This window comes from Rhizobium sp. UBA1881, assembly GCF_002338015.1.
GTDB lineage: Bacteria > Pseudomonadota > Alphaproteobacteria > Rhizobiales > Rhizobiaceae > Rhizobium.
The window spans coordinates 1-21558 of the sequence record NZ_DDHH01000028.1 but is presented as its reverse complement, the minus strand read 5'-3'; the positions used below and the strand labels follow the sequence as shown (position 1 = coordinate 21558).

24 protein-coding genes are annotated in these 21558 nt (G+C 62.2%); 11 read left to right on the top strand and 13 right to left on the bottom strand.

What is annotated here, in order from left to right:
- Positions 1-6: 6 nt before the first annotated feature.
- Together B3605_RS02605 and B3605_RS02600 are read right to left on the bottom strand one after the other, a co-directional pair.
- A complete protein-coding gene (locus tag B3605_RS02605) occupies positions 7-1260 on the bottom strand; it encodes a sarcosine oxidase subunit beta family protein (protein ID WP_016557052.1) in 1254 nt (417 codons plus the stop codon).
- Positions 1226-1495, bottom strand: coding sequence for a hypothetical protein (locus tag B3605_RS02600; protein ID WP_162725205.1), 270 nt, complete (start codon positions 1493-1495; stop codon positions 1226-1228). The genes B3605_RS02605 and B3605_RS02600 overlap by 35 nt, the downstream gene beginning before the upstream one ends.
- A 14-nt stretch (positions 1496-1509) precedes the next feature.
- On the opposite strand from B3605_RS02600, the gene B3605_RS02595 reads away from it, so the two are divergent.
- The 3 genes from B3605_RS02595 to B3605_RS02585 all read left to right on the top strand — a co-directional run bounded on the left by B3605_RS02595 (position 1510) and on the right by B3605_RS02585 (position 2714).
- The gene (locus tag B3605_RS02595) at positions 1510-1890 is read left to right on the top strand and encodes a DUF930 domain-containing protein (protein WP_112942849.1); all 381 of its coding nucleotides are present in this window, start codon (positions 1510-1512) and stop codon (positions 1888-1890) included.
- A gap of 106 nt (positions 1891-1996) precedes the next feature.
- On the top strand, positions 1997-2263 hold the full coding sequence (locus tag B3605_RS02590; RefSeq protein ID WP_047509622.1) for a DUF2277 domain-containing protein: 267 nt from the start codon (positions 1997-1999) through the stop codon (positions 2261-2263).
- A 13-nt stretch (positions 2264-2276) separates the two neighbouring features.
- Entirely contained in the window at positions 2277-2714 is a 438-nt protein-coding gene (locus B3605_RS02585; RefSeq protein WP_112942848.1) for a VOC family protein, read from the top strand.
- A gap of 58 nt (positions 2715-2772) precedes the next feature.
- Here B3605_RS02585 and B3605_RS02580 read toward each other — a convergent pair whose 3' ends face one another.
- Positions 2773-3696: a LysR substrate-binding domain-containing protein gene (locus tag B3605_RS02580; protein ID WP_112942847.1), complete on the bottom strand. Its 924-nt coding sequence runs from the start codon at positions 3694-3696 to the stop codon at positions 2773-2775.
- A gap of 121 nt (positions 3697-3817) precedes the next feature.
- Here B3605_RS02580 and B3605_RS02575 point away from each other — a divergent pair, with 121 nt between their 5' ends.
- Positions 3818-4558: an SDR family oxidoreductase gene (locus B3605_RS02575; protein WP_112942846.1), complete on the top strand. Its 741-nt coding sequence runs from the start codon at positions 3818-3820 to the stop codon at positions 4556-4558.
- A gap of 68 nt (positions 4559-4626) precedes the next feature.
- Here the strand turns inward: B3605_RS02575 and B3605_RS02570 are convergent, their stop codons facing one another.
- From B3605_RS02570 to rpsU (B3605_RS02560), 3 genes are all read right to left on the bottom strand, one after another.
- A complete protein-coding gene (locus tag B3605_RS02570; protein ID WP_112973513.1) occupies positions 4627-5808 on the bottom strand; it encodes a vWA domain-containing protein in 1182 nt (393 codons plus the stop codon).
- Positions 5809-6015: 207 nt separating this feature from the next.
- Positions 6016-6240, bottom strand: coding sequence for a hypothetical protein (locus tag B3605_RS02565; RefSeq protein WP_047509628.1), 225 nt, complete (start codon positions 6238-6240; stop codon positions 6016-6018).
- A 34-nt stretch (positions 6241-6274) separates the two neighbouring features.
- Entirely contained in the window at positions 6275-6514 is a 240-nt protein-coding gene (rpsU, locus tag B3605_RS02560; RefSeq protein WP_018899825.1) for a 30S ribosomal protein S21, read from the bottom strand.
- 704 nt (positions 6515-7218) lie between these two features.
- Here rpsU (B3605_RS02560) and rpsU (B3605_RS02555) point away from each other — a divergent pair.
- The 4 genes from rpsU (B3605_RS02555) (at position 7219) to B3605_RS02540 (ending at position 11400) form a co-directional block, all read left to right on the top strand.
- On the top strand, positions 7219-7434 hold the full coding sequence (gene rpsU, locus B3605_RS02555) for a 30S ribosomal protein S21 (protein WP_018899827.1): 216 nt from the start codon (positions 7219-7221) through the stop codon (positions 7432-7434).
- Positions 7435-7568: 134 nt separating this feature from the next.
- Positions 7569-8432: a tetratricopeptide repeat protein gene (locus B3605_RS02550; protein WP_112942844.1), complete on the top strand. Its 864-nt coding sequence runs from the start codon at positions 7569-7571 to the stop codon at positions 8430-8432.
- Between the two features lie 31 nt (positions 8433-8463).
- On the top strand, positions 8464-9525 hold the full coding sequence (locus B3605_RS02545) for an NAD(P)/FAD-dependent oxidoreductase (RefSeq protein WP_112942843.1): 1062 nt from the start codon (positions 8464-8466) through the stop codon (positions 9523-9525).
- Between the two features lie 216 nt (positions 9526-9741).
- Positions 9742-11400, top strand: coding sequence for a sensor histidine kinase (locus tag B3605_RS02540; protein WP_047509632.1), 1659 nt, complete (start codon positions 9742-9744; stop codon positions 11398-11400).
- Positions 11401-11421: 21 nt separating this feature from the next.
- Here the strand turns inward: B3605_RS02540 and B3605_RS02535 are convergent, their stop codons facing one another.
- From B3605_RS02535 to B3605_RS02515, 5 genes are all read right to left on the bottom strand, one after another.
- Positions 11422-11814 carry a DoxX family protein gene (locus tag B3605_RS02535; RefSeq protein WP_112942842.1) on the bottom strand — a complete coding sequence of 131 codons (393 nt, stop codon included), beginning with the start codon at positions 11812-11814 and terminating at the stop codon, positions 11422-11424.
- Positions 11815-11996: 182 nt separating this feature from the next.
- Complete coding sequence (locus tag B3605_RS02530) at positions 11997-12221, bottom strand: aa3-type cytochrome c oxidase subunit IV (protein WP_047509634.1); 225 nt, start codon at positions 12219-12221, stop codon at positions 11997-11999.
- A 174-nt stretch (positions 12222-12395) separates the two neighbouring features.
- Positions 12396-13148 (bottom strand): N-acyl amino acid synthase FeeM domain-containing protein, encoded by a 753-nt coding sequence (locus B3605_RS02525; RefSeq protein WP_112823385.1) that lies wholly within the window; start codon positions 13146-13148, stop codon positions 12396-12398.
- A gap of 189 nt (positions 13149-13337) precedes the next feature.
- Positions 13338-15644: a putative bifunctional diguanylate cyclase/phosphodiesterase gene (locus B3605_RS02520; RefSeq protein WP_112942840.1), complete on the bottom strand. Its 2307-nt coding sequence runs from the start codon at positions 15642-15644 to the stop codon at positions 13338-13340.
- Positions 15631-15780 carry a hypothetical protein gene (locus tag B3605_RS02515; RefSeq protein WP_162725206.1) on the bottom strand — a complete coding sequence of 50 codons (150 nt, stop codon included), beginning with the start codon at positions 15778-15780 and terminating at the stop codon, positions 15631-15633. Before B3605_RS02515 ends, B3605_RS02520 begins: the two co-directional genes overlap by 14 nt.
- A 195-nt stretch (positions 15781-15975) precedes the next feature.
- Here B3605_RS02515 and B3605_RS02510 point away from each other — a divergent pair, with 195 nt between their 5' ends.
- On the top strand, positions 15976-16515 hold the full coding sequence (locus tag B3605_RS02510) for a TRAP transporter small permease subunit (protein WP_018899834.1): 540 nt from the start codon (positions 15976-15978) through the stop codon (positions 16513-16515).
- Positions 16516-16536: 21 nt separating this feature from the next.
- Positions 16537-18045, top strand: a complete 1509-nt coding sequence (locus tag B3605_RS02505; RefSeq protein ID WP_112942839.1) for a TRAP transporter large permease — start codon at positions 16537-16539, stop codon at positions 18043-18045.
- A 171-nt stretch (positions 18046-18216) separates the two neighbouring features.
- On the opposite strand, the gene B3605_RS02500 is transcribed toward B3605_RS02505, so the two are convergent.
- Positions 18217-19323: a TRAP transporter substrate-binding protein gene (locus B3605_RS02500; protein ID WP_018901926.1), complete on the bottom strand. Its 1107-nt coding sequence runs from the start codon at positions 19321-19323 to the stop codon at positions 18217-18219.
- Between the two features lie 301 nt (positions 19324-19624).
- Here B3605_RS02500 and B3605_RS02495 point away from each other — a divergent pair, with 301 nt between their 5' ends.
- A complete protein-coding gene (locus B3605_RS02495; protein ID WP_112945424.1) occupies positions 19625-20404 on the top strand; it encodes a gamma-glutamyl-gamma-aminobutyrate hydrolase family protein in 780 nt (259 codons plus the stop codon).
- Positions 20405-20407: 3 nt separating this feature from the next.
- Here B3605_RS02495 and B3605_RS02490 read toward each other — a convergent pair whose 3' ends face one another.
- A complete protein-coding gene (locus B3605_RS02490) occupies positions 20408-21403 on the bottom strand; it encodes an adenylate/guanylate cyclase domain-containing protein (RefSeq protein ID WP_112945425.1) in 996 nt (331 codons plus the stop codon).
- Positions 21404-21558: the final 155 nt, after the last annotated feature.

Genomic DNA, 21558 nt, shown 5'->3' with positions numbered 1-21558 from the left:
CTCGTGTCAGTGCGCGACGGCTGCGGCGGCGGCTTCGTCGATCAGACGGCCGGTGCGGAAGCGGTCCAGCGTCAGGCCGGCATTGAACTTGTGCGCCTCGTCGCGGGCAATGAGGTGCGCGAAGAGATTGGCCGAGCCCGGCGTCGCCTTGAAGCCGCCGGTGCCCCAGCCGCAGTTGACGTAGAGCCCCGGAACCGGCGTCTTCGACTGGATGGCCGAGCGATCCGGCGTGTTGTCGACGATACCGCCCCACTGGCGCATCATCTTGACGCGGCGGAACATCGGAAAGAGCTCGCAGATGGCATCGAGCGTATGCGTGATGATCTGCAGGCCGCCGGTCTGGCTGTAGGAATTGTACTGGTCGGTGCCGGCGCCGATGACGAGTTCGCCCTTGTCGGACTGCGAGATATAGGCATGCACCGTGTTGGACATGACCACGCAAGGGAAGATCGGCTTCAGCGGTTCCGATACCAGCGCCTGCAGCGGGCTTGATTGCAGCGGCACGCGCACATCGGCCATCTTCATGACCGTGGTCGTGTGGCCGGCAGCCGAAACGCCGACCTTCTTGGCGCCGATGAAGCCGCGCGATGTCTCGACACCGGTGACGCGACCGTCGGGGCCGCGGCGAATGCCGGTCACTTCGCAATTCTGGATGATGTGGACGCCGCGATCGGACGCAGCACGCGCATAGCCCCAGGCAACCGCATCGTGGCGGGCCGTGCCGCCGCGGCGCTGGAGCGCGGCGCCATTGATCGGATAGCGGGCGCTGGCGGAGATATCGAGCGGCGGACAATAAGCTTTCGCCTGCTCCGGCGTCAGCCATTCATTGTCGATACCGTAGAGACGGTTGGCATGGATATGGCGCTTGAAGGATTGCTGATCATGCACATTGTGCGACAGCATCATCACGCCGCGCGGCGAGTACATGACATTGTAGTTGAGATCCTGCGAGAGGTTCTCCCAGAGCTTCATCGAATGCTCGTAGATGTGCATGCTCTCTTCATAGAGATAGTTCGAGCGGATGATGGTCGTGTTACGGCCGGTATTGCCGCCGCCGAGCCAGCCCTTTTCGAGCACCGCGACATTGGTGATGCCGTGCTCCTTGGCCAGATAATAGGCCGCGCCCAGGCCATGTCCGCCGCCACCGATGATGATGACGTCGTATTCGGCGCGCGGCTCCGGCGACGTCCATTGCTTGTCCCAGCCCTTGTGGCCCCTCAGAGCCTCACGTGCCACGGCAAAAACCGAATATCTGCGCATCCGCCTTCATCTCCTTGCGGGGAAAATCCCCTGTCGTCGGCCATACAAATCGCAAATCGAAATGCGGCACAACGTTTCTTTTGCGACGCCGATGCGCTTTTGTTTTGACACGCGCGCGATTGCGGCGGATGCGCCGGATGAACTTGACCGGACGAACGAGATGCCACCGAAATAGCAATGTCGTGATCTGGGCACAAACGTCCGGCTCCGCCCTTGATCGGGCTTTGAAGCGCATGTTAGTCGCGCCGCATGGCAAAGCTACTCCCCCAGATGGGCCTCGCCCTTTTCGCGATCTCGGCCCTTTCGACCAACGCGCTCGCGCTCGACGGCAGAACGATCACACAGATCAAGAAGCTCACCCCGGCAGATCAGCTCGACCAGCGTTGCGACATCGAGGCGATGGATCGCCTGCAGGCAGACAAGGTCATCTCCTACACCTTCTCGCATCCCAAACGCACGGCGGTGCATGTCGATGCCGATGGCGCGGTGTTCCGCCGCAACGGCGATTGGTACCGCCTGTCCTATGCCTGCACGACAAGCCCCGACCACCTGTCCATCGTCGCCTTCGCCTTCAAGCGCGGCGCGATCATCGCCCGAAAGGACTGGACGCGGTATTATCTTTATCCATAAGCGGCTGACATCGCTTGCGGTTGCAATCGCCGCCCCCTCGCCTAGCTTCCCTTATAGGTCACGCCGCAGCCAACCGGGCGGCAATGACGAGAAAGGGAGGCAAGGCATGTGCCGGAACATCAAACCCCTGTTCAATTTCGACCCGCCGGCAACGGACGCGGAAATCCATGATGCGGCGCTCCAGTTCGTGCGCAAGCTGAGCGGCACCAACAAGCCGTCGAAACGCAACGAGGAAGCCTTCGAGGCCGCCGTTTCGTCGATCGCGGCCTGCGCCCGCGAACTGCTGGACACGCTGGAGACCTCGCAGCCGCCGCGCGACCGCGAGGAAGTGGCCGCCAAGGCGCGGGCGAAATCGGCACTCCGTTTCGCTTGAGGAGGCCGGGCACATGGCAGTCAAGCGCATGGACAATGTCGGCATCGTCGTCGACGATCTCGATGAGACGATCGATTTCTTCCGCGAACTCGGCCTTGAGCTGGAGGGACGCACCATGGTCGAGGGCGAGTGGGCCGGACGCATCACCGGGCTCGGCGACCAGCACGTCGAGATCGCCATGATGCGCACGCCCGATGGCCACAGCCGCCTCGAACTCTCCCGCTTCATCTCGCCTGACATCATTGCCGATCACCGCGACGCCCCGGTCAACGCGCTCGGCTATCTACGCGTCATGTTCGCCGTCGATGACATCGACGACACGCTCGAACGCCTCGGCAAACGCGGCGCCCGGCTCGAAGGCGAATTGGTGCAATACAAGGACGCCTATCGGCTCTGCTATATCAGGGGTCCCGGAGGGCTGTTGATCGGCCTGGCGCAGGAGCTGGACTGAACGCACGGCAGGCGATCTTGGCACAGAGCCGTCTGCGCCCTCAAGCCTGCCACTCCCCTCACCCTCCCGGCGTCCACCTCACCTCCGAAACCTCGCGCGCCACATCCGCAATCAGCGAGCGAAGCCAGCGGTGGGCCGGGTCGTTGCGGTGGCGGACGTGCCAGGCGAGATCGACTGGGAAGCTGCCGAGATCGACGGGCGCCGGCACGATCTTCAGCCGGGGGTCGGCCGCCAGGTGCCGGCAGATCAGCCGTGGCAGTGTCGCGCAATAGTCGGTGACCGCGATCATCTCCGGCACGGCCAGGAAATGCGTCACCGACACCGCCACCTCGCGCCGTAGCCCGCGCTGCTCCAGCGCCTGGAACAGCCCGACGCGCAAGCGGCCGTGGGGCACGACGTTGACATGCCGCATCCGCTCGTACTGCTCCTTCGACAGGCTATCGGAGACCTCGGGATGATCGGCCCTGACCACGCAGGCGAGCCCCTCGTCCATCAGATGCTGCACGACCAGATTGTCCGGCGGCTCGACGATGCGGCCGAGCACCATCGCCGTCGTGCCCGACATGACACCGGTCTCGATCAGGTCGTTGCCATAGGGCGTCAGCCGAAGCCTGATCCCCGGCGCCGTCTCGCGCAGCCTGGCGACGATGGCGGGCATCAAAACATATTCGACATAGCTGTTGGGCGCGATGGTGAAGGAGAGATCGGCCTCAGCGGGATCGAACTCCTGCTGCCCGAGCACCGCCCCATCGATCGCCGCCAGCGCGGTCGCGATAACAGGCGCCAGCTCCAGCGCCATCTGCGTCGGCTGCATCCCATAGCGCTCGCGCACGAAAAGCGGATCGCGCATGACGACGCGCAGCCGCGCCAGCGCATTGGAGAGCGCCGGCTGGGTGATACCCAGACGGTCGGCGGCGCGCGTGACATTGCGCTCTTCCATCAGGGTCATGAAGACAGGCAGCAGATTGAGGTCGTATCGCATGCAGTTATAATGCAACATGAATACCTAGGATCAAACAAATAAATTTCTGAAATACCGCTACCAAGCGCATGATCCCCTCATCGAAGGCCGACACAGTCTGGCCGAAACAAGGAGAACGATCATGAGTGAGAACATCAAGGGTAAAGTCGTACTCATCACCGGTGGCAGCACCGGCCTCGGCGCCGAGACGGCGCGCCATCTGGCAGCCAACGGCGCCCGCGTCGCGATCGCCGCCCGCCGCAAGGACAAGCTCGATGAAGTCGTCGCCGAAATCGCCAAGGCCGGCGGCGAAGCCCGCGCCTACCAGCTCGACGTCGTCGACAAGAACCAGGTCAAGCAGGTCACCGACGCCGTAATCGCCGATTTCGGCACGCTGGATGTGCTGATCAACAACGCCGGCATCATGCCGATCCGTCCGATGGCCGAGGTCAACACCGAGGAATGGGACGCCATGATCGACGTCAACATCAAGGGCACGCTCTATGGCATCGCCGCCGCCCTCCCCTTCTTCCTCGAAAAGAGCCGCGGCCACATCATCAACCTGAGCTCGGTTGCCGGCATCAAGGTCTTCGCTCCTGGTGGCACCGTCTACTCCGGTACCAAGTTCGCCGTCCGCGCCATCTCCGACGGTCTGCGCCAGGAAGTCGGCTCCAAGGTTCGCGTCACCTCGATCGAGCCGGGCGCCGTCGACAGCGATCTCAAGCACAACACCACGGGTACCGCGCAATCGACCGTGCTCGATTTCTACAAGATGGCCATTCCGGCAAGCGCCGTCGCCCGCGCCATCGCCTATGCCATTTCACAGCCTGACGATGTCGATATCAACGAGATCGTCCTGCGCCCGACCGCCCAGGAATTCTGAGCTATATAATGATATGACGATGCAGCGGCTCGCCTCTCCGGAAAGGAGCGGCGAGCCATTTCCGTTTCTCAATTCGTCAGCCGGCTCATCGTTTTGGTCGCCGCCTCGCCGATCGAGCTGAATGCCGCCGTCAGCGCATCCATCGTGTTCGGTTCGTAATAGTTGGCGTCGGTGGAGGCGCAGAATTTCAAGAGCGCCTTGCCCTTGTCCGGTGCCATGAAGGCCACCGTATAGATCTTGATGCCGGCCGCCTTGGCGTTGGTGCACTCGTCGCGCACTGATTGGTCGAGCTTGCTCACCCAACTGCCGGTATCCCCGGTCATGTCGCCATCGGTCATCAAGATGATGATGCGGTCCGAGGTGGTGTTGAGTTTCTTCGCCTGCTCGACGCTTTCCTTGTCCGTGCCATATGAGTTCTGGGCGATATTTGCATTCGCCGTTTTCACAGCCGCCGTCGCGTCGGTGCCACTATTTCCTACGATTGTGATGTTCTTGACGTGCTCGCGCGCGCCCGTCGTGCCCCAGGCCATCGCCGATTGCCCCTTGATGCTGCTGGTATAGGAGATTGCTCCGCTTCGCACATAGCGAGGGGTTGGATCGTACTTGTCGAGCGAATCGAACAATTTGCCCGCGGCACTCTTCAACGCGTCGATCTTGGCGTAGTAGCCAGGCGGGGTGATAAGGCACATGCCGAGCAGGTAGAGCGTGCACTTCAAGCCGTTCACGTCGTCGGCCATCGAGGTCGACGCATCGATCAGAAGCTCGATCGAGATGCCGTTCTTCGTTGTGCCTGAGCCGCTGGTGGTCTTGCTGCCGGCAGACACGGTTTTCGTATTGCCGGCCATAAGCGCGCTCAGCGGCGACAGCGTCACCGGCATCGACGCATTGACAGCAACCACAAAATTCTTGCCGGCTGCGGTGGTCGTCGTCGTGATCGAGACCGTGGCTGCCTGTTTGGCGGCCGCAGCCGCCGTGCTGCCGGCAATGCTGGCCACCTGGCCGGAGAGAAAATCAAGCCCCAGCGTCTTTCCTGACGTCTCGTCGGCGGTTCCCTTCATAAGCGCGGTCGAGACGGCAAGCGCCGATGCATCCGTCGCTTCCTGCAACTGGCGCTGCGACAGGGAGAGGTTTGCGGTATCGACCGCCAGCCCCGCGACGCCCACCAGGATAGGCAGCACGAGCGCGGTGGTGATGCCGAAGTTTCCATCCCGGCGCCTCAGGAGGCGCTTTATGTCTTGAACGTACAGCATGCTCGAAAACGAGCACGCGGCGCAAAAGTGCCATCGCACGTTGAATCGCACTTAACCGGAGGTAAGCCTACCAAGAAGTCCGGGTCATTTTAGAACAGAGGAATAAACCACAGATCGGCGGCACAGACCCAAAGGGGCCCGATGCCGATGTGCACAATCAACCGAATGTCGGAAGGAACGACGCGTGCCCGATCGGGCGCTCCGAGATCAGGAGGACGCGGTCTTGGACGTTGCCCGCTTTTTCTTGACGGGTTCGGCCTCAGGCGGGGCCTCGGCAGCGCGTTGCAGGCGGAGAGCCTTGAGCTTCTCCGTCTTCAATTCGCGAGCCGCGGCCTCGGCTGAAATGATCGCACGGGCCGTCGTGTCGGTCACGACAGCCTTATCGCGAGACGAGAGCTTGGCCTGATTGAAGAATTCATCATCTGAAGTCATCTGCGCTCTCTACATCTAAGCGTTGGGCCAGCCTTTAGCGGGCCGGACGCACGGCCTTCTTCGGTGCAGGAAGCAGGCCTTCGCGCTGCAGCTTCTTGCGGGTCAGCTTGCGCTGGCGGCGAACGGCTTCGGCCTTTTCGCGCACGCGCTTTTCCGACGGCTTTTCATAGGCGCTGCGCGCCTTGAATTCGCGGAAGAGACCTTCGCGCTGCATCTTCTTCTTCAGGACGCGGAGCGCCTGGTCGACATTGTTATCCCTGACGAGAACCTGCAAATTGTATTCCTTTCTTGCGGCAACGAATTGCCGGTTTGTGACGAGCCGAAAACTGTTTCCCGCCCTTGGCGCCATAAGCGAGGCCGGGATGTCTTGACGGCAATCGTCGCGGTTTCGTGTCTGGCATCGAGGATGCCGGCTAAGTGGTGCCGAAATCGCCGCCGGCAATTTCAACAATCGAGACCAAGGCCCCGAAACGGTCTGAACTGCTGCGCCGGAGGATCGAAATCCTGAGGCGACCGGCAAAAAGCCGATCCTCGCAGCGATACCAATGATCACTTCCAATGCGAGGCATTTCCCAGCAATTGCGTGCCGGGCATGATCGATTTTGAGAGGAGATCTGACGGAGCGATTGGGCTCTTTGACAAAGGTCACAAGCAATAGTCGATGGCGCAATTATAGTGCAAATGGCAGCCGATGCAAGGAACGAACCGGAATTAGCCGCCAAGCCCTGCCGCCACGGGCTTTCGGGCACCGCACCGGGCACTTGTGGCGCGATGCGAGGGGGAAAATACCTTTTGCGCCAATGCGAGCCTGGATTGCAGGGTTTTTTCGGCTGAAACCCGCTGATCCATATGGACTTCGGCCAAGTGATCTGCTATCCCGCACACCAATCGCGAGGCGCTGCCGCGCGGAATGAACATTTTTTGCCTCTGTCATTGGGATGACCCAGGCATCAACCGAACCAAAGGAACGTGATTCTCGTGCAGGTACTCGTCCGCGACAACAATGTTGACCAGGCTCTCCGCGCTCTCAAGAAGAAAATGCAGCGCGAAGGCATTTTCCGCGAAATGAAGATGCGCGACTACTACGAAAAGCCTTCGGAAAAGCGCGCTCGCGAAAAGGCCGAAGCTGTTCGTCGCGTTCGCAAGCTGGCCCGCAAGCGCCTTCAGCGCGAAGGCGGAGTTGCTGCACGCTAAGGCGTTCCCGTCGTTATTTCGACGTTTTCAGATGCATGTTGGCGGGGGCGATCTGGTCGCCACCGCCTTTTTTGTTTGCTGCTTCGCCTGCCCGTCTCAAGACCGGCCGGCCGTAATGGGGAAAACGAGCCCGCATGGCTGATACGATGTTGAATGCCCGATCCTTGCGTTCGTCGACGAAAATGACCGCCCTGCCCGTGCTGGCGCTGGTCGCCGCTCTCGGTCTCGCCGGCTGCACCACGAACAGCACCTCCGATGCCGTCATCCGCATCGACAAGGCCCAGGGCTCGCAGGAAAACATCGCATCGCTGACCTCGGTCATCAACGCCAACCCGCGCGATCCCGAGGGCTACAACGTTCGCGGTTCCGCCTATGGTCGCGGCGGCGATTTCCGCGCGGCGCTGAACGATTTCAACACCGCCCTGCAGATCAATCCGAAGTTCTACCAGGCCTACGCCAACCGCGCGCTCGTCTACCGCAACATGGGCCAGCAGCAGCAGGCGATCCAGGATTACAACGCGGCGCTGCAGATCAACCCGAACTACGACGTGGCTCTGATCGGCCGCGGCAACGTCTACCGCACCGCCGGCCAGGACGACGCCGCCTTCAACGATTTCAACAAGGCGATCCAGAACGGCACCACCGACGGCCGCGCCTACCACAATCGTGGCCTGATCTTCCAGAAGCGCAACGACCAGGCCAAGGCGATCGACGATTTCTCGAAGGCGATCTCGCTCTCGCCGAACTCGCCGGAGCCCTATAACGGCCGCGGCATTTCCTACATCGCGCTCAATGACGACGACAACGCCTTCGCCGACTTCAACCACGCGATCGAGCTGAACGGCAACATCGCCGAGAGCTGGGCCAACCAGGCGCTGGTCTACGAGCGTCGCGGCGACAAGCAGAAGGCCGCCCGCTCCTATCGCCACGCCATCGGCCTCAGCCCGAAATACCAGCCTGCCAAGGACGGCCTCGCCCGCGTCAGCGCCGCCGGCTGATCCGGCCTAATTACGAAGGACGAGGACGACGATGGCTGCCAAACCGCATGTGATCGTCGTCGGCGCCGGCATCATCGGCGCCTCCATCGCCTGGCATCTGGCCCGCGACGGCGCCAAGGTCACCGTCGTCGCCGAGGATAATGGCGGCGTCGCCACCCCCTGCTCCTTCTCCTGGATCAACGCCAGCTGGGGCAATCCCGAATTCTACTATCGCTTCCGCCGCCGCTCGATGGCCGAGTGGAAGAGATTGGCCGGCGAACTGCCCGGCCTGCCGCTCGAATGGTGCGGCAGCCTCTCCTGGGACCTGCCGCCGGAGCGGCTGGACGCCTTCATCGCCGAGCACGGCGCCTGGGGCTACGGCATCGAACGCGTCGATGGCGATGCGATCCGTAAGCGCGAGCCTCATCTCGCCAATCATCCCGACCATGCCGTGGTCGTTGCCGAGGAAGGCGCCGTCGAGCCTGTCGCCGCCGCCCGCATGATGCTCGCCGATGCCAAGACGCGCGGCGCGACCGTGATCGACGCCGCCGTGCGCGGGCTGTTGCGCACCGGCGAGCGTATCTCCGGCGTGGTGACGTCGGCAGGCGTGATGGAAGCCGATCATGTCGTGCTCGCCTCCGGCGCCGGCACAGCGCCTTTGCCCGCAAGCATCGGCATCACGCTGCCGATCGAAACACCCGCCGGCCTCATCGTCCATTCCCGCCCGCATGGCAGACGGCTGAACGGCCTCGTCATGGCGCCGGAGTTGCACATGCGCCAGACCGCTGAAGGCCGCATCATCGCCGGCAGCGATTTCGGTGGCGCCCAGCCGGGCGAAGACCAGCATGCGACGGCGCAAGCCCTGTTCGCCAAGGTGAAATCAGCACTTTCCGACAGCCAGTCGCTCGCCATGGACTTCTTCACCGTCGGCTATCGCCCGACGCCGAAGGACGGTTTCCCCATGATCGGCGATGTCTGCGACGGTCTCTATATCGCCGTCATGCACTCCGGCGTGACGCTGGCGCCGCTCGCCGGCATGCTCGCCTCCGGCGAGATTTTGCAGGGCGAGAGCGATCCGATGCTCACGCCCTTCCGGCCCACCCGCTTCCTCTGACAGCGCAAGCAGCACCGACCGACAAATGCCTTCGGGTATGTTTTAGTATGTTGCAAGCAATCCCCCCTGCCCCTAACATGCGACACGTTCGATAGCAGGCTATCGGGAATGTGATAGCGCGTTGAGGGCGGATATTGTGATTGAACTCTCTGCTGTTACCTGTTGGAAACCTGTGTCCGCGGCCGTTCTCTCACGCGTCAGGCGGTACCAGTGCCGATGAAGCGTAGCCTGCGTTTCTTCCCCAAGGCTTCGATCGGTACATACCTGATCGCGATGGCTGTTGCCGTGGCGCTCCCGATCTTCGCGCTGGTGGCGCTGCTGCTCGGCCAGCTGGAAGACAGCCAGCGTTCGATCCTGAAGCGCGAGACCGCGCAGGACGCGACCGCCCTTGCCCGCACGGTCGACCGCCAGCTGCAGGACATGGCGACCACGCTGCGGCTCCTTTCTACCTCCCCCGAACTCGAGCACGACGATTTCGCCGCCTTCCATAACCGCACCGAAACCGCGATGCGTGGCGACACGCTCTACGTGCTGGCGGTGGACAAATCGGGCCAGCTGCTGCTCAATACCCGCGTCGATTACGGCACGCCGCTCGGCAAGGTGGCCAACCTGCCATCGGTCGAATCGGTCATGCGCTCCGGCCGCATCGAGGCATCCGATGTCTTCATGGGCCGCACCAGCGGTGAATGGGTCTACAACGTCGCCATGCCCGTCAAGATCGGCGACGTCGCGGCCCTGATCGTCACGCAGAACGCCAAGGACCTCGCCAAGATGGTCTCGACGGAGGGCCTGTCGTCCGACTGGTCGGCCGCTATCCTCGATCAGAGCGGCCATGTCGTCGCCTCCGCCGGCGCCACCAACCTCGCCTTCGGCCAGCCTTTCGATCCACGCATCCTTCCCGAGCTGATCAATTCGAGCGGCGTCTACGAGGATAGCGTCATCATGCCGAAAGCCCTGCTCGGCTATGCGCAGATCCCCGGCTGGTCGTGGAAGGCCGTGGTCTGGGGACCGGTCGCCACCGCCCAGGCCTCGATCCTCACGACATGGCGCTTCCTGATCATCGGCGGCATCGCGCTGTTTCTGGTCGCCATCTTCGGCGCCTATATCGTTGCCCGCCAGGTGCGCACCACCATCCGCGCCATCGCCGATATGGCAAACCGCATGGGCGAAGGCCACATCGTCGCGCCGATCGAGACCAGCGTGATCGAGGCCAACCGCGTGGCCGTAGCGCTCTCCAACGCTTCCTTCGATCGCAGCCAGACGGAAGACCGGCTGCATTTCGTCATGAACGAGCTCGTCCACCGCACCAAGAACCTGCTTGCGCTCGCCCAGGCCATGATGCGCCAGATCGCCCGGCAGGCGAGCTCGGTCGAGGAATACCAGGCAGCCGTCGCCGATCGCCTCGAAGGGCTGGCGCGCTCCATCCAGCTTCTGACCAGTGAGCAATGGGCCGGCGCGTCGCTGCGCCGTGTCATCGATATCCACCTCGAAGCCTTCCCGCACGCTTTGCAGCAGATCGAGGTGACCGGCACCGATTTCATGCTGAAGCCCGAGGCCGTGCAGAACCTTGGCCTCACCCTGCATGAGCTCGCCACCAATTCCATCAAGTACGGCGCGCTCTCGGTCCCCCAGGGCCGCGTCCGGCTCTACTGGCAGAGCATCCAGGAAGACGAGCACACCGAAGAGATGCTCCGCGTGGTCTGGGACGAGCGCAACGGACCGCCGGTGACCGCGCCGGAACGCTCCGGCTTCGGCACGACAGTCATCAAGAACCACGCAGCCGCCGCCTTCAGCGGCAGCGTCCACGTCGACTTCCGCCCGGAAGGCCTGCGCTGGGAACTGACGGCCCCGCGCCGCGTGCTGCAGCGCGACTGAGGCAGTCGCAGCCCAGCAGCCTCAAAGCCGGATCGGGATGATGTTTCTGATCCGCGCATCGCGTAGATAAAGGCCACCCCACGCCAGCACGCCAAGCATCAGACATATCAGCTGCGGCGGCGAGAAGATCTCGCCCAGCCGGAAATGAATGCTGATCGCTCCGCCGAGAAACCCCGTTATCATGACAGCGCCGAGCACGGCCGTAGCCGGAATGGCGTAAAGCACGACGCAGACGAGGATAATAAGCCCGAGCGTGGTCGCGAGTTCGGGCGGAAAGCCCGATGCTGCCATGTCGGTCGCCAGCATCTGCGGCGCAAACAGATTGATGCCGGCATCGGCAAGCAACGCCACGCAAACAAGCGCGCTTAGACCCCACCCAGCAATGACACTGAAGATAGAGACTTCACGATCCATGTGTAAAAGCCATCTGTGACACCCATCAAAAACCGAGTTGCTTTGTAAGGAATGCACTTGGACGATGCCGCAATGATCAATGAAACCGCATGTTGCAATAATTGGCAAGAAAATACACGTACAGGGGCGGGAAACACGTTCCCGCCCTGCTCTCGATACGTCGATCTGATTTGGGTGACTGACTAGCGCAGCAGCACGAGGCCGGCGATGAAGACGATCAGCAGCACCACGATGCCGCCGAGCAGGCCAGCGCCTGCGAAGAAGCCGGCGGTCATGCCGAGCAGCAGCGCAACGAGGAACAGCGTGCCGAACTTCGCGGCCACCAGGAACATGTTGTAGGTCTGCTCGTGCGCTGGGTAGTCCATCGGCGCGCCGACTTCGGCGGGTCCGGTATTGTGCTCGGCCATGCTTGTCATCTCCCTGAAACCCCGGCCCGCATTATGATGCGGCCGCATGACTTTCTCATCCGCACGCTCCCACGTACAAATGTCCCGCTAGAGGAATTACACAAAGCCCGGAAAAGCGCAATGCATGAGAATGCCGCGGCCACGCGGCTCTCCCATGCATCGTGTTGGATTGCCTCAGAGCGGCAGATCGGTGCCGAACTGACCCTCGGGCACGAAGCGCGCCGTCGGAATGATGGTCAGCGGCGGCAGCGTGTCGTTCGGGTTGCGCGAGAACATCATGCGCTGTTCGCTGGCGCTGGAGATGAAGAACGGATAGCGCGTCAAAAGCTTGCGCCCGACCTCGATCACGTTGGTCGCCATCAGCGTCATGTCGATGCCGTAGTTCTTCGCCAGCTGGCCGGGCACGATGGTGTCGGCATAGAAGACGCGCTTGTAGAAGGCTGCATGCGGCGGTCGGCAGAACTGCAGAACCCGGCTGGCGCGGAAATAGGCAGCGGCGACGATCGAGGGACGCAGCGTGAGATAGGGGATCCAGGAGAGATCCGCCGTCATCTCGGGATCGGCGGCGAAGCGCGCCGGGTCGATCAGCGTCAGCCCGGCGTCGAGCATCGCGTCCATCGCCCAGGGGAATGCCCCGCCCGATTGGCTGAGCCGATGGTCGGGTGTCACATAATGGATCCGGACGGTGCTCACCATCTCCCCATAATAGTACAGTCCGAAAACATAGGCATGGCTGTCGAAATCGCTGTCGTCGAGCAGGCCCTTGGGGGCCAGCGCCAGCACGTCGTGCGCCTTGTAGGCCTTGTAGCGCAGGCGTTCCACCTGTGCCAGGTCCTCGTTGCTTTCAACGCGGCGGTATTCGACATTATCGAGAACTTCAAGAATCTTGCGGCTGAAATCACTTACGTTGGAATGTGATCCTGACATTTTGTCCGTCCGTTCGTTAACGGCTTATTAATCATACCATTACGGCCCGGAACGCAAGATTTTAAGATAAATTTAATCGTATTTAAGTTGTTAAGGTTAACGTGCCGCAATCATTAAGGAATGACTAAAAAGCCGACCGGTTGCAAAGCGGACGGCGTCAGCGGCGATCAGAAGTGGTGGAATGAAGGATCAGGCGACGTTGTTGCGGCGGCGCGGCACCGGCGTACGGCGGCCAATCGCCTCCTGCAGCAGCGCGATGTTCTGCGACGGCACTGGCGGCGAGAAGACGTAGCCCTGGACCAGATCGGTCGCCCGGTACTTGTTGAGCAAGGCCAGCTGCTCGGTGGTTTCGACACCTTCGGTGACGATCTTGAGGCCGAGTTCGCGGGCAAGGTTGACCGTCCCGCGCAGAAGCTTCAGACGACGGCCATCCTCCACGATGTTGCGCAGGAACGAGCGGTCGATCTTGATGATGTCGAGCGGCAGCGTATCGAGATAGCTGAGGCTGGAGAAGCCGGTGCCGAAATCGTCGATGGCGATGGTGATGCCGCTGTTGCGCAGCTCCGCCAGGATCGCGCGTACCGCCGCCGGCTCATCGATCAGGCAGCTCTCGGTGATTTCGAGGTGCAGCCGATCGGGGCTCAGGCCGGAATTCTTCAGCGCTTGCGAGACGACGGCGAGAATATCGTTGTCGCGCAGGTCGCGCGCCGAAAGGTTGACGGAGACCGCGATATGATCCGGCCACGTCATGCAATCCATGCAGGCCTTCATCAGGATGAAACGCGTGATGTCGGAGATGATGCCCATGTCCTCGGCAAGGCGGATGAACACATCAGGCGGGATGGCCCCCTTCTCCGGATGTACCCAGCGCGCCAGCGCCTCGGCGCATTCGATGCGCGAGCCATCGGCCTTGAACATCGGCTGGTAGGCGATGTTGAGCCCGCCGGCAGCCACCGCCTCGCGCAGGTCCGCCTTCAGCTTCTGCTTTTCGATATAGCGGCCGTCCATCTCGCGCTCGAAGCCGGAAATGCCGCCGCGCTCCTTGGACTTGCTCTCGAACAGCGCCAGATCCGCCTTGATGCTCCATTCGTCCATCGCGAACGCATCGCTTTCGAGGATCGCGAAACCGGCCGAGAGCGACACCAGGAAGGTGACGTCGTCGGCCTCGTAGTTCCCCTGGATTTCGGCATGGACGCGGCGGATCTCCGCATCCATCGCTTCCGCATCCTTGGCATGCGGGAAGAACAGGATGAACTGGTCGCCCATCAGGCGGCCGACGATCGCCTTGCGCGAGCGCTCCTCGATGCGGTTGGCGATGGCGCAGAGCAGCCGGTCGCCGGTGATGTGGCCGCGCATGTCGTTGACATGCTTGAACTCGTCGATGTCGAGAACCATGAAGCCGAGCGGGCCGCGCTTCTTCGGATGCTTGTTCAGGTAATCCTGGACGAGATGGCTGAAATATTCACGGTTCGGCAGGCCCGTCAGTGCGTCGTAGCGCACCATGTGCAAGATCTTCTGCTCGGCCTTCACGCGGCTCGACACGTCCTCGAAGATCAGCACGGCGCCGCCATCTGCGCGGCGGCTGGCGGAGAACTCGAGCGACAGGTCTTCCGGAAAATGGATGAGCATGCGCGACAGCTTGCCCTCGGCGACATGCGTCATCTGCCGCAGGATGAGCTCCGGCTGCGAGGAATCCATGAAATTGTAGCGCGCGCCATAGCGCAGAACGGCGCCGAGATCGCGGTCCTTCAACCGATCCGGCGCACCGATCTTCAGGAGTTCGCAGGCCTTGCGGTTCACCACCTGGATGCGGTTTTCCGCGTCCACCATGACAAGCCCGTGCGGCATGTTGTTGAGCGCGGTGTCGAACCGGTCGGCGATAGAGGTGATCTCGCGCCGCGCGATGACGTTCTCATAAAGGAACTCGCGCACGCCGTTGGCCATTGCCCGGGTGGTCAGCCAGAAGGGAATGAGGAAGATCGACAGGATGCCGCGATAGAAATCCATCGCCATCAGGCTGCAGATGATCATCGGCAGGCAGCAGGAGAAGGTCTGCAGGTCGACCGCCATGCGCGACCCGTAGTTGCGCCCGACGACCGAGACCATGGTCGCCATCGTCACCGAGATGCTGGCAAGCTCCGAGAAGCTGTCGTGCACCATGAAGATCGCATAGCCGCTGCAGATGCCGAGCAGCGTCGTCGTGCAGGCAGCCCCCGCGACCAGGATCCGCTCCCAATGCTCGATGCCGGCATGCGTCAGCGTCTGCTTGTCGACGCGGTCGAACTGGCGGAAAATGATCATACGTGCGCAGAAGACGAGGAGAAAGCCCGCGGCAAGCCAGAGATAGAGGGTGGTGCCGGTCTTGAAGGCAATGGCCAGGCAGGTCGCGATGTGAACGATGACACCGGCGAGCAGCGTCATGCGGTTTCCCGAGAGGGAACTCACAAACGAGAGATATACATCCGTAGGGACCCTGCTCGGGCTATCTGGCTTCATCCAATATTTTCCCTGTACCGCAGCACCCTACCGCCAACCCTTTAAAAATTGATTTCAGGTCACCCACACATTTTGTTGATTTTTCTACAATCTTAGCGAGAACAAGAGCAGGAATCGGCAGTTTTTGCAGCTTCACGGGGATGTTTCACAATGAGGCGGCCCATCCACAGGTTGTCGTCTTTGCAGCCGGCAAGTGCGGCTGGCGGTTCGCCCGCGATATAAGACTATAATCCAACATCCGGGCTTTCCGCTTCCAATTTCAGGGTCCCTGATCTACCACTTGAGGTGGGAGAGCATGGGGTAAAACCCATGAAATAGGAGGGGGAAAGGCATGCCGGTTTTTCTAGCCGCCAGCCGGCTGATCGATGCTGTCAGCCAGTTCATGGGTAAGCTGTCCGAATATATGGTGCTGTTCTGTTGCCTGATCAGCGCCGCCAACGCGCTGATCCGCTACACCTTCAACTACAGCTCCAACGGCTGGCTCGAGATCCAGTGGTATCTCTTCGCCTTCGTCGTCGTCCTGGGCGCAGCCCATACGCTCAGAATGAACGAACATGTCCGCGTCGACCTGATCTACGGCTCGGTGTCCGACCGGGCACGGCTGTGGATCGATACGATCGGGCTGATCGTCTTCCTGCTTCCCGCCTGCATCTTCCTCACATGGCTCTGCTGGCCCTTCTTCTGGCTTTCCTATGTTCAGCACGAGGTCTCCTCCAATGCCGGCGGCCTGATCCGCTGGCCGGTCAAGCTCATCCTGGTCGCGGGCTTCGGCCTTTTGACGCTGCAGGGTCTCTCCGAGCTGATCAAGCGCATCGCCGCGCTGACGGGTCATTTGGTCGTCGAGACCAAATACGAAAAGCCGCTGCAGTAACCGCGACCGGGAGGAAAGCCATTGTTCGATTTCGGCATCATTCCGCCGGCCATGTTCGTGGGCATGGTCCTGTTCATGCTCTACGGTTTCCCGGTGGCCTTTTCGCTGGCAGCCGTCGGCCTGTTCTTCGGCATCATCGGCGTCGCCACCGGCCATTTCAGCGAGGCCTTCCTGCAGGCGCTCCCGCTGCGCTTCTTCGGCATCGTCTCCAACGACCTCCTGCTCGCCATTCCCTTCTTCACCTTCATGGGCGCGATCCTCGAGCGCTGCGGCCTGGCGGAGGATCTGCTCGAGGGCATGGGCAAGCTCTTCGGCCGCATCCCCGGCGGCCTTGCCTATGCGGTCATCCTCGTCGGTGCCGTGCTCGGCGCTATCACCGGAACGGTCGCAGCCTCCGTCATCACCATGGGCGTCATCTCGCTGCCCATCATGCTGCGCTACGGCTATAGCCCGCGGCTCGCCACCGGTGTCATCGCCGCATCCGGCACCATCACCCAGGTCATCCCGCCCTCGCTCGTCCTCGTCGTTCTCGCCGACCAGCTCGGCAAGTCCGTGGGCGACATGTATCTCGGCGCCATCGGTCCCTCGATCCTGCAGGTGGCGATCTTCATGATCTACATCCTGATCCTGTCGATCGTGAAACCCGCTTCCGTGCCGCCGCTCCCCAAGGAGGTGCGCGGCGATTTCACCTGGGCGCTGCTCTTCAAGGTGCTGTCGGGCATGGTGCCCTCGATCGTGCTGATCTTCCTCGTGCTCGGCACCATCTTCATGGGGCTCGCGACCCCGACCGAAGCCGGCGCGCTCGGCGTCGTCGGCGCCATGGCGCTCGCCGCCATGCATCGCCGCCTGACCTGGCCGCTGATGAAGGAGGCGATGCGCTCCACCATGCACATCACCTCCATGGTGGTAATGATCCTGATCGGCTCCACCTGCTTCAGCCTCGTCTTTCAGGGCATGGACGGTTCGCGCTGGATCGAGCACATGCTCTCGGGCATCCCGGGCGGCCCGGTGGGCTTCCTGATCTTCGTCAACATCTTCATCTTCGTGCTGGCCTTCTTCCTCGATTTCTTCGAGATCGCCTTCATCGTCATCCCGATGCTGGCCCCTGTTGCCTCCGCGCTCGGCATCGACCTGATCTGGTTCGGCGTGCTGATCTGCGTCAACATGCAGACGAGCTTCATGCACCCGCCCTTCGGCTTCGCGCTATTCTATCTCCGCTCGATCGCCGACCGCAGCGTCAAGACCTCGGATATCTACATGGGCGCCCTGCCCTGGGTCGGCATGCAGCTCATCCTCGTCGCCATCGTGATCTTCTGGCCGCAATCGGTGACGTACTGGCTGAAGAAGGGGCCGGAGGTGGATCTGAATACGATCAAGATCGAGGTCCCCGGCTTTGGCGGCAACGGGCTTGGCACTCCACCCGGAATGCCGGGCCTGGCGCTGCCGCCGATGAATGGCTTGCCGGGACAGCCGCCGGCGCAGGTGAAACCCACGCAGCCGGATCTGAGCCAGCCGCCGGTGATCAAGTAGGCCAATAAGAAAGTCCCCTCCCCAACCCCTCCCCACAAGGGGGAGGGGCTAACCCAGGTTCAACGCCTCGGCAGAACAGGGACTATAATGGGGCGAGAGGGCGCAACGAGTTAAGCCCCTCCCCCTTGTGGGGAGGGGTTTGGGGCGGGGTCTTTCTTTAGAGCAAAACCCTCAGATTTTCCCAGCCCGCTGCTGGATCATCATGAACGTATCGAACGTATATTCCGACAGCTGCATCCAAAGATACGCATCGCGCTTGAACGCCGTCTGATCCTCGTAGATCTTCTTGAAGTAGGGATTGGACGCCGAAATCTCGGCGTAGATCCCGAGCGAAGCCTGGAAGCAGGCTTCCATGATTTCCTGGCTGAAGGGACGCAGCGTTGCGCCCTCGGAGACCAGTTGCTTCAGCGCCGGCGGGTTCTTCATGTCATACTTCGCCATCATGTTGGTGTTGGCGAAAGCGCAAGCGTCGGTGAGCGCTGCCTGATAATGCTTCGGCAGGCTGTTCCATTTTTCGAGGTTGAAGAAGGCGTGCACGGTCGGGCCACCCTCCCACCAGCCGGGATAGTAGTAATACTTCGCGACCTTGTGCAGGCCGAGCTTCAGGTCGTCATAGGGGCCGACGAATTCGGACGCGTCGATCGTGCCCTTTTCCAGCGCCGGATAGATGTCGCCGCCGGCGATCTGCTGCGGGATGACGCCGAGTTTGCTGATCACCTGGCCGGCGAGGCCGGCGATGCGCATCTTCACGCCCTTCAGATCATCCAGCGTGTTGATTTCCTTGCGGAACCAGCCGCCCATCTGGGCGCCGGTATTGCCCGCCGGCAGGCCGTAGATGCCCTGCGTGGCGTAGAATTCGTTCATCAGCGTATTGCCGTTGCCTTCGTAGAACCAGGCATTGGTGAGGCGCCCGTTGAGGCCAAAGGGAATGGCGGTGCCGATCGCGTAGGTCGGGTCCTTGCCGACGAAGTAATAGGAGCAGGTGTGCGCCGCTTCCACCGTTCCGGCGCTGACGGCATCGGCGGCCTGCAGGCCGGGAATGATCTCGCCGGCGGCAAAGGGCTGGATGGTGAAGTTGCCGTCGGTCGATGCGGCCAGATGCTTGGCGATATCGTCGGCCGCGCCATAGATCGTGTCCAGGCTCTTCGGAAACGACGATGTCATGCGCCAGGCGATTTTCGGATTTTCCTGGGCGATGGCGGGTGCCGCCAGAGCCGAGGCAGCAACGGCACCGACGCCCGCTGTTCCTGCCTTCTTGAAGAATGAACGACGATCCATCAAAAACCTCCCATTGTTGGTTCTGCGGGGCCAAACTCTCCCCACCCGCGGAACGAGGGAAGCTAAGCATGCGGACGCAGGTGATTCAAGCGCCGGCCTATTAGTCTTTGGGATCACGACACCAATATGGCGAGTAGCGCATTTCGATCGGAATCAGCGGCTTAGTCGTCTCGTCGCCGTCTCGTCGCGTGGGCGGCGCATGGCCTTGCCGCAATTTGGCCGGGCACATCAGGCACACGTTGACAGGAAAGCCGTTCTGGTTTCTCTCATTGGCAAGAGATGATCGCCCTCAGGATAGACAATGACCAAGCCCATCGTCGCCGTACCCGCCGATATCCGCAGCTTTGACGGCGCCACCTGGCATGCCGTGCAGCACCAATATGTCCGCGCCGCGCTGAACGCATCAGGCGTCATGGCCTTCATCATCCCGGCCTTCGAGGAAGGCTACGACATCGACGCCATTCTCGACCGCGTCGACGGCGTCCTCGTCTCCGGCTCGGCCAGCAACGTCCACCCCGCGCGCTACGGCAAGGAGGCGACCGAGGCCGACGGCCCCTTCGACCCCGCCCGCGACGCCACCTCGCTGCCGCTCATCCGCCGCGCCATCGACCGCGCCATTCCGCTGCTCGCCATCTGCCGCGGCATCCAGGAATTGAACGTCGCGCTCGGCGGCACGCTTGCCAGCGAGATCCAGAACCAGCCGGGTATCTGGGACCACCGCAAGCCAGATAATGTCGACCGCGACGGCATGTACGCGATCCGCCAGAACGTGCATGTCAGGGAAGGTTCCTGTATTGCCGGCATCGTCGGCTCCGGCGAGATCAAGGTGAACTCGCTGCACCGCCAGGCGATCGCCGAGACAGCACCGCGCCTTGCGGTCGAAGCTGTCGCCGAGGACGGCACCGTCGAGGCCGTCTCCGTCATCGATGCCAAGGCCTTTGCCGTAGGCGTGCAGTGGCATCCCGAATACTGGGCCGAGACCGACAAGCCCTCCAACCAGCTCTTCACCGCCTTCGGCGACGCCGTCCGCGACTATGCCGCGACCAAGCTGCCGGCCAAGGCTGCGAAGGTGGTGGCGTAGGTTTTAACCCCGCCGCGCCCATCGCAGACCGGCCACGACGGCGATGGCGAGAAGCGGCCAGATCGCCCAGAAATTGCCGTGCCAGGAGAGAAGGTTGATACCGATCAGCCCGAGCGCCGAGATGGCAAGCGCCACAAGCCGCGCATCGAACCGCTCCTGCAGATGCGCCCAGCGCATGGCCGCGACATAGGCCAGCGCCAGGAGCGGCCAAGCAGCCCAGAAGACCCCGTGCCATGTCAGCGTGTTGATGACGACGAGTGCTGCGGCGATCACGCCGAGCACCGCAAGGTTCCGCCGCTGATCCGGCGATTGCCCCGCGTTCCGACCCGGCAACACGCCGGCCAACGGACCTAGTCGCTCACCGGACAACGGACCCGGCCTTGTCGATTGAGCCGCAGCTCCCGACGGCGCCTCTGCACGCGCATACTCCGCCGCATCGCCAGCACCGTCCCCTATCCTGACGGCATAGCTCGGCACCGCCTCGGCCACGTTCTTCACGTTCAGCGGCCCGAGGAAATCGAACCCGACCGCCACCTTGTTGCGCACCTGATCGTAAACAGTGTTCGAGATCACCACGCCGCCGGCCGGTGCCTGCGCCTGCAGCCGCGCGGCGATATTGACGCCGTCGCCATAGATATCGCTGCCCTCGACGATCACGTCGCCAAGATTGATGCCGATGCGAAACAGCATGCGGCCATCGGCGGGCCGGGCTGCGTTCAACCCCGCCAGTTCGTTCTGCACGTCGACAGCGGCGCGCACCGCCTCGACCACGCTCGGAAACTCGGCGATCAGCCCGTCGCCCCAGGTATTGACCACCCGTCCGCCATGCGCCTCGATCAGCCTGGACATCCGGTCGCGATACCGCTTCAGCGTCTCGAGCGTCCCCTCCTCGTCGACGCCCATCAGCCGCGTATAGTCCTGCACATCCGCCGAAAAGATCGTCGTCAGCTTGCGCTGCGTCTCACTCGAACTATCCGCCACCTCGCCTCCCCCTCGCATGATCTCGTGCGTTGCATCCTAGCGCCAAGTGTCCATGAAAGTCGAGCAAATGGGACCGTGCTTAGATCCTCGGGACGAGCCCGAGGATGACGTCGAAAGGATGTTTGCCGCGGTGTTTCAATAGGTTACTGGCGGCATCCACTCACGCAACCGTC